Genomic DNA, 7491 nt, shown 5'->3' with positions numbered 1-7491 from the left:
TACATGAAGTATTACAATGAGGAGCGAATTCAAGAAAAATTAGGCTACCACACCCCTATTGAAATGGGGAGTATGGCAGCCTAACAGGTGTTTTATTAATGTCCCAATTGACTATGTCAGTCTACTGAGTGGTGGGTTTTTTGTTTTGTGAAGGTTGTGTAGCGGGAGAGGTATTAGTTTGTTGATAGCTCGTCGAAAAATGTCGAGGATTGTAGACTCGTGGATAAACTGTAAAAACTTTTGGATTCAACGCTAAAACTCGTGGATTGAGCACCCAAACTTGTGGATTAAGAGCAAAAACTTTAGGATTAGAACTCAGCACGGTAGTTTTACCACTTTGTAAAACACTAAAATGTAAGCTTGGCGGCAGCCAAGCGCCAGTATATACGCAAAATATTGACAGAAACACCATCACCATTTATATTTGTATGTACAAACAACATTAATGATGCCAAAGAGGTGCTGAAATGCCCGAAAAGTATTTAGAAAACTGCTTATATTTCACGGTAAACAAACTTTCTCGCGTTATTTCCAAAATGGCTGAGGAATCGTTTAGACCAACGGGAATTACGCCTACTCATGGCTTTATGATGATGCTCGTGAGCAACAAACCTGGAATCTCTCAATCGGAATTGGCAGAAGAACTTCACATGACACCAAGTACGATTACAAGGTTTGTGGACAAGCTTGTTGTAAAGGGACTTGCAGAGCGTAAGGTCCAAGGAAAGATGTCGCACATCCATCCGACACAAGCGGGCACTGATATTCAAACAGATCTCGAAAAAGCTTGGAAAGATCTATACCGAACGTACTCCGATCTTTTAGGAGAAGAAGAAGGAAAAGCACTCACAAAAGCCACACATCTAGCAGCAGGACAGCTCGAGTCATAAGAGCTCTCTTCTTTATCGTTTAAGTTGTTTGTACAAGCAAATGTTAATATCACTAAATTATTAATATAAGGCTCTTTTCTGCAGGATATGTTGCTTTTAAATTTTTTATATCTCCCCCATTGCAAGTGGATTGTAGCGCAAGGTGCGAGACTCCTGTGGGACAGGCCGGCAGGTGAGACACTTAAGAGTGAAACGTACGAATGTGGCTCACCGCCTGCCCCGCGGAAAGCGAGCAACCTGGAGCGGAGATCAACTACTTTCAAAAGCACCCCTGTATATGTACACGAAAAAGAGCCTAATAAAAAGGAGATCTATCAATGAAAAAAACACTCGTCATTATCGCACATCCGAATCTACAAAACTCTACAGTAAATAAAAGATGGGCAGAAGAAATAGAAAAACAAGAACACGTTACGGTTCGAAAACTTTACGATCTGTATCCAGACGGTAAAGTGAACGTTGAGGAAGAACAGCGTATGTTGTTGCAGCACGATCGAATCGTTCTTCAATTCCCGTTCTACTGGTACAGTTCACCCTCGCTATTAAAAGAATGGCAAGATAGAGTGCTAGCGTTCGGTTGGGCTTACGGGCCAGGTGGCGATGCACTTCATGGAAAAGAGTTAGTACTTGCGATTTCAACGGGCGGACCAGACTTCTCTTATCAAGCTGGCGGTTACAACCACTATACGATCAGTGAATTGTTGCGTCCGTTCCAAGCGACATCTAATTTAATCGGAACACGTTATATCACGCCGTTCGTCTTCCACAGTGCAATTCGCGCGTCAGAGGAAGCTGTTGAACAAAGCGCGCAGAATTATATCTCATACGTTTTGAATCCTGAAATTTAATGAAATTCATTCTTCATCAAGCTCATCTGGACTTGGTCGCGGCAGTTTCCGCGTATCCATTCTGCCTGTCTGACAACGCCTTCTGCTTGGAAGCCAAGTCGGCGGGCGAGCTTGATGCTTTTTTCGTTTTGAACCGCAGCACGCAGCTCCACGCGATTGAGCATCAGCGTGTAATAAGCATACATAAGCATTCCTTTTACCGCTCGCTGTGCGATTCCATGCCCTTCGAATCCGGATCCTACCCAATAGCCAAGCATACCTGACTGGTTGTGCCACTTAATATCATATAGAGCAACAGATCCTGCTACTTGTCCGCGATACCATATAAAAAGAACAACGTCTGTTTGTTCTTTCATCTTTTTGTTCACCGTTTTAATAAACTGCCGCATCTCACCGCTAGATTGGGTATAATCGACCCAGCTAATCCACGGTCCAAGATAATGACGTGAATTTTCTAACAATCTATAGATGTTATCGGATTCTTTAACGTCTGCTTGTTTTAGCATGATATCGTCGTCAATATGCCACATAAGCATAGCTATTCCTCCCAAAAAGCAGTATGAACTTCACAATCTTTCCACATGATGAATCATAGAGTGAGAACCTTATTTTTGTTATAATGCAGAAGTACAGAACTGGCTTGTTAAAATAGCAGGCACGGGTGTTTCTAAACATGAAAGGAAGAACACAATGTTTGATTATCGAAAATGGAAGCATGTGTTTAAGCTAGACCCAGATAAAGAGATCAGTGACAGTGACCTGGAAAAGATCTGTGAGAGCGGAACGGACGCTGTTATCGTTGGGGGATCTAGTGGCATAACGCTTGATAATACGTTAGACCTTATGTCACGCATCCGCAGATATGCGGTTCCTTGTGTGCTTGAAGTATCTAATATCGAATCACTTACACCAGGATTCGATTTTTACTATATTCCTACCGTGTTAAATGCGAAGGATGCTAATTTCATTACAGGGCTTCATACAGAAGCATTAAAAGAATTTGGTGACATCATGAACTGGGACGAGATTCTTACCGAAGGATATTGCATCTTAAATTCAGGTTGTGAGGCTGCAAAACGGTCGAGTGCCGAAACAGATCTCTCAGCAGATGATGTTGTAGCATATGCCCGCTTGGCCGAAAAAATGTTTAAGCTTCCGATCTTTTACTTGGAATACAGCGGCACTTATGGTGATGTTGATATCGTTCGCCAAGTAAAAAACGTGCTTGAAAACACGATCCTCTATTATGGAGGCGGCATTCATTCGGGAGAACAAGCGAAAGAGATGGCAGAGTTCGCGGATACAGTTGTTGTCGGGAACGTTATTTATGACGACTTAAAAGCTGCTATTGAAACCGTTGAAGCGGTTAAGGGTAAAAGTTGATAAAATCTCAAAAATGAGTGAGAATAAAAAATAAGAATATATGTTCGGGCGGTGAATGAAGAATGAGTATGCATCAAATGATTGAAAAGCTATTATCAGGACTAAATCCTGAGCAGAAAGCAGCAGTAAAACATACAGATGGGCCGTTGTTGTTGATGGCTGGAGCGGGGAGCGGTAAGACGAGAGTGTTAACTCACCGTATCGCTTACTTAATGATGGAAAAAGAAGTGGCACCATGGAACATCCTAGCGATCACGTTTACAAATAAAGCAGCACGAGAGATGAAGGAAAGGGTCGCAAAGATTACAGGACCAGTAGCAGAAGAGATTTGGATCTCTACGTTCCACTCCATGTGCGTACGCATCTTGCGTCGTGATATCGATCGAATCGGAATTAACCGTAACTTTACGATCTTAGATGCGACAGATCAATTATCAGTTGTAAAAGCCGTATTGAAAGATTTGAACTATGATCCAAAAAAATACGAACCTCGTGGAATTTTAAGCGCGATCTCGTCTTTAAAGAACGAACTAAAAACAGCAGCAGATTTTGCAAAAGTGGCGAACGGGCACTTTGAAGGTGTTGTTCAAGAAGTTTATGAAGGCTATGAAAAGCGACTTCGCAAGAACCAGGCGTTAGATTTTGATGATCTGATCATGACAACAATCCAGCTTTTCGCAAAAGTCCCTGAAGTGCTCGAGTTCTATCAACGTAAGTTTCAATATATTCATGTTGATGAGTATCAAGATACGAACAGAGCGCAGTATATGCTCGTGAAGATGCTAGCGGATCGTTTCCGCAACCTTTGTGTGGTAGGAGACTCTGATCAGTCGATCTATGGCTGGCGTGGCGCAGATATCGCGAACATTCTATCGTTTGAAAAAGATTATAACGATGCTGAAGTTATCCTATTAGAGCAAAACTATCGTTCTACGAAAAAGATTCTTCAAGCAGCCAATAAAGTAATCGAAAATAACATGAACCGTAAGCCAAAGAATCTTTGGACAGATAATACGGACGGCGCTAGCATCACGTACTACCAAGGCGATGATGAGCAAGGTGAGAGCTATTACGTAACAGGTAAGATTCGTGAAGCCGTATCATCCGGAAAACGTTCGTATAATGACATCGCGATCCTGTATCGCACGAATGCGCAATCACGTGTGATTGAGGAAGTTTTGATCAAATCGAACATTCCGTACAATATTGTCGGCGGGACAAAGTTCTATGACAGAAAAGAAATCAAAGACATCCTAGCGTACCTTCGCTTGATTTCGAATCCAGACGATGATATTTCTCTACAGCGTATCGTAAACGTTCCGAAACGCGGGATTGGTGCGTCTTCTATGGATAAAGTCGCACAGTATGCAACAAACAATGATCTCTCTATGTATCAAGCGCTTCAAGAAGTAGAGCAGATTGGTCTTAGCGCACGTGCAACGAATGCTTTAAGAGAGTTCTCAGAGTTTGTTACGAACTGGACGCGTCAGCAGGAATTTCTTTCTGTGACCGAACTAACAGAAGAAGTTCTTAGCAAGACAGGCTACCGTGATGCTTTAAAAGCAGAGAAAACGATTGAAGCACAAAGCCGTTTAGAGAATATCGACGAGTTTATTTCTGTTACGCAAGACTTTGAAAAGAAACAAGATGATAAATCATTGATCGCGTTCTTAACTGATCTTGCACTAGTTGCAGATATTGATAAGCTCGATGAAGATGCAGCAGATGATAAGCCGAATGAATCTGTCGTTCTGATGACGCTTCACTCTGCAAAAGGTCTGGAGTTTCCGATGGTCTTTTTAATGGGTCTTGAAGAAGGGGTATTCCCGCATAGCCGTGCTCTTTTTGAAGAGAATGAGATGGAAGAAGAACGTCGTCTCGCATATGTTGGGATTACGCGTGCGGAAGAAGAGTTATTCTTAACGAATGCTAGAATGCGTACCTTGTATGGACGTACGACGACAAATCCGGAATCTCGTTTTATCGCTGAGATTCCTGAAGATCTTATCGAGACAGAAGTAAAAGAAAAACCATCTGTTCCGTGGGGAGCAAGTGCTCGTTCAGGTGGAGGAGCTACGCCATCGTTCATGGCACCGAAAAAGAAAATGGTTACACCTGTCTATCAATCTTCTGGTGGGGAGAAACTGGAATGGAGAGTAGGCGACAAAGTCAAGCACCGTAAATGGGAAACAGGAACCGTTGTAAGCATGCGTGGTTCAGGAGATTCTATGGAACTCGACATCGCGTTTCCACAGCCTGTAGGTGTGAAAAGACTGCTTGCTAAATTTGCCCCGATTGAAAAAGCGTAAGAAAAGAAGGAGTGGAACGGGTTGAACGAAGAACAAGCGAAGGAACGCATCCTGGAACTCCGGGAAATGCTAGAAAAATATAATTACGAATATCACGTACTAGACAAGCCGTCTGTACCTGATGCTGAATATGATCAGCTCATGAAAGAGCTGATCGAACTTGAAAACAATCATCCAGAACTTCATGACGAGCACTCGCCTACTTCACGTGTAGGCGGTGCTGTTTTGGACTTTTTTGAAAAAGTAGAACATACTGTACCGATGCTGAGTCTAGGCAATGCTTTCAATGATCAGGATCTGCGAGATTTTGACCGCCGTGTGAGAGATGGCGTAGGTTCGAATGTAACATATGTAGCTGAACTTAAAATCGACGGTCTAGCTGTATCCCTTACGTATCAAGATGGTCGTTTTGTTCGTGGCGCTACACGTGGTGACGGCACAATCGGTGAGGATATAACGAATAATTTAAAAACGATCCGTTCTATTCCATTCAAATTAAAAGAAGATGTGATGCTTGAAGTACGAGGCGAGGCGTTCATGCCGAAAAAATCTTTTCAAAAGCTGAACGCACATCGAGAAGAAGAAGGACAAGAACTTTTTGCGAATCCACGGAATGCAGCAGCTGGATCTTTACGTCAGCTTGATCCGAAGATTGCAGCCAGTCGTAATCTCGATATTTTTCTTTATGGGGTAGGAAAGCTTGAAGGACATTCCGTTGATTCGCATGACGAAAGCTTAACGTACTTAAGCCATTTAGGTTTTAAGACGAACCCAGAGTGGAAGAAGTGCGCGAACATTGAAGAAGTTATTGAATATGTGAACAGCTGGCAGGAGAAGCGTCCAGACCTTCCATATGAGATCGACGGAATTGTAATTAAGGTAAACTCACTCTATCAACAAGAGGAACTAGGATTCACGGCGAAGAACCCGCGTTGGGCGATTGCGTATAAGTTCCCTGCTGAAGAGGTTGTTACAAAGCTTGAAGGCATCGAGTTGAACGTTGGCCGTACGGGAGTCGTTACACCAACTGCCTTGCTGCAGCCTGTTTTAGTCGCAGGAACGACTGTAAAGCGTGCTTCGTTACATAATGAAGACTTGATCCGCGAAAAAGACATCAAGCTCGGTGATTATGTAGTGGTAAAAAAAGCGGGTGATATCATTCCGGAAGTCGTGAATGTTATCACGGAGCGCCGAACTGGTGATGAGATCGATTTTAATATGCCTACCGAATGCCCGGAGTGCGACAGCAAGCTAGAGCGTTTGGACGGGGAAGTGGCTTTAAGGTGTTTGAACCCACAATGCCCGGCACAGATTCGAGAAGGATTCATTCACTTTGTTTCTCGAAACGCCATGAACATTGATGGACTTGGTGAAAAAGTAGTCGCACAGCTATTCAAGGAAAAATTAATACAAAACTTTGCCGATTTGTTTAAGCTAGAGCGCGAGAAACTGTTAGAATTAGAGCGTATGGGTGAAAAATCAGTAGATAATCTGCTTGCAGCGATTGAAAAGTCGAAAGAAAATTCTTTAGAGCGTCTGCTGTTTGGGCTAGGTATACGTCATGTTGGAGCGAAAGCGGCGAAGACGATTGCGCAGCGCTTTGAATCGATGGATGGTTTGATGAGTGCTTCTAAAGAAGAGCTGTTAGCTGTAGAAGAGATCGGTGAAAAGATGGCTGACTCTATCCTGCTTTATTTTTCAAAGCCCGAAGTGCACGAGCTCGTAGCAGAATTGAAGGCTCTGGGCATGAACATGGAATACAAAGGTCCAAAGCTTGTAAAGGTGGAAGATCTTGATACTCCGTTTGCGGGGAAAACCGTGGTGTTAACAGGCAAACTTTCGATTCTGACTCGTAATGATGCAAAAGAAAAATTAGAACGCCTAGGAGCGAAAGTGACTGGAAGCGTGAGTAAGAATACAGATATGCTAATCGCAGGAGAAGATGCAGGATCTAAGCTTGATAAAGCGAAGACGCTGGGCATTGAGATTTGGGATGAGCAAAAATTGGTGGACGAGCTTAACAAATAAGATTGGCGAGAGCTAACCAACAATACTAGAGGA

Annotated in this window: 6 protein-coding genes; 5 read left to right on the top strand and 1 reads right to left on the bottom strand. The window is 43.0% G+C overall.

Going from position 1 to position 7491, the window contains the following annotated elements:
• Positions 1-467 precede the first annotated feature (467 nt).
• Both ACFS5O_RS03795 and ACFS5O_RS03790 read left to right on the top strand, forming a co-directional pair.
• Positions 468-890: a MarR family winged helix-turn-helix transcriptional regulator gene (locus ACFS5O_RS03795; protein ID WP_205724321.1), complete on the top strand. Its 423-nt coding sequence runs from the start codon at positions 468-470 to the stop codon at positions 888-890.
• 317 nt (positions 891-1207) lie between these two features.
• Positions 1208-1738, top strand: a complete 531-nt coding sequence (locus ACFS5O_RS03790) for an NAD(P)H-dependent oxidoreductase (protein ID WP_205724322.1) — start codon at positions 1208-1210, stop codon at positions 1736-1738.
• Here the strand turns inward: ACFS5O_RS03790 and ACFS5O_RS03785 are convergent.
• The gene (locus ACFS5O_RS03785; RefSeq protein ID WP_205724323.1) at positions 1735-2274 is read right to left on the bottom strand and encodes a GNAT family N-acetyltransferase; all 540 of its coding nucleotides are present in this window, start codon (positions 2272-2274) and stop codon (positions 1735-1737) included. The genes ACFS5O_RS03790 and ACFS5O_RS03785 overlap by 4 nt on opposite strands.
• A gap of 154 nt (positions 2275-2428) precedes the next feature.
• Between ACFS5O_RS03785 and pcrB the strand changes: the two genes are divergently transcribed.
• From pcrB to ligA, 3 genes are all read left to right on the top strand, one after another.
• Positions 2429-3121: a heptaprenylglyceryl phosphate synthase gene (pcrB, locus tag ACFS5O_RS03780; RefSeq protein WP_205724324.1), complete on the top strand. Its 693-nt coding sequence runs from the start codon at positions 2429-2431 to the stop codon at positions 3119-3121.
• 68 nt (positions 3122-3189) lie between these two features.
• On the top strand, positions 3190-5430 hold the full coding sequence (gene pcrA / locus ACFS5O_RS03775) for a DNA helicase PcrA (RefSeq protein WP_205724490.1): 2241 nt from the start codon (positions 3190-3192) through the stop codon (positions 5428-5430).
• 21 nt (positions 5431-5451) lie between these two features.
• On the top strand, positions 5452-7458 hold the full coding sequence (gene ligA, locus ACFS5O_RS03770; RefSeq protein ID WP_205724325.1) for an NAD-dependent DNA ligase LigA: 2007 nt from the start codon (positions 5452-5454) through the stop codon (positions 7456-7458).
• The last annotated feature ends 33 nt before the right edge of the window (positions 7459-7491 follow it).

This window comes from Fictibacillus nanhaiensis (assembly GCF_042686385.1).
Lineage (GTDB): Bacteria > Bacillota > Bacilli > Bacillales > Fictibacillaceae > Fictibacillus > Fictibacillus nanhaiensis.
Note: the sequence above shows the minus strand (reverse complement) of the source record. Positions and strands in the feature narration are given on the sequence as shown.

Bases quoted from the DNA above. Each gene is read 5' to 3' on its own strand.
- ACFS5O_RS03795 (WP_205724321.1), top strand. From the start codon at position 468: ATGCCCGAAAAGTATTTAGAAAACTGCTTATATTTCACGGTAAACAAA.
- ACFS5O_RS03790 (WP_205724322.1), top strand. From the start codon at position 1,208: ATGAAAAAAACACTCGTCATTATCGCACATCCGAATCTACAAAACTCT.
- ACFS5O_RS03785 (WP_205724323.1), bottom strand. From the start codon at position 2,274: ATGCTTATGTGGCATATTGACGACGATATCATGCTAAAACAAGCAGAC.
- pcrB (WP_205724324.1), top strand. From the start codon at position 2,429: ATGTTTGATTATCGAAAATGGAAGCATGTGTTTAAGCTAGACCCAGAT.
- pcrA (WP_205724490.1), top strand. From the start codon at position 3,190: ATGCATCAAATGATTGAAAAGCTATTATCAGGACTAAATCCTGAGCAG.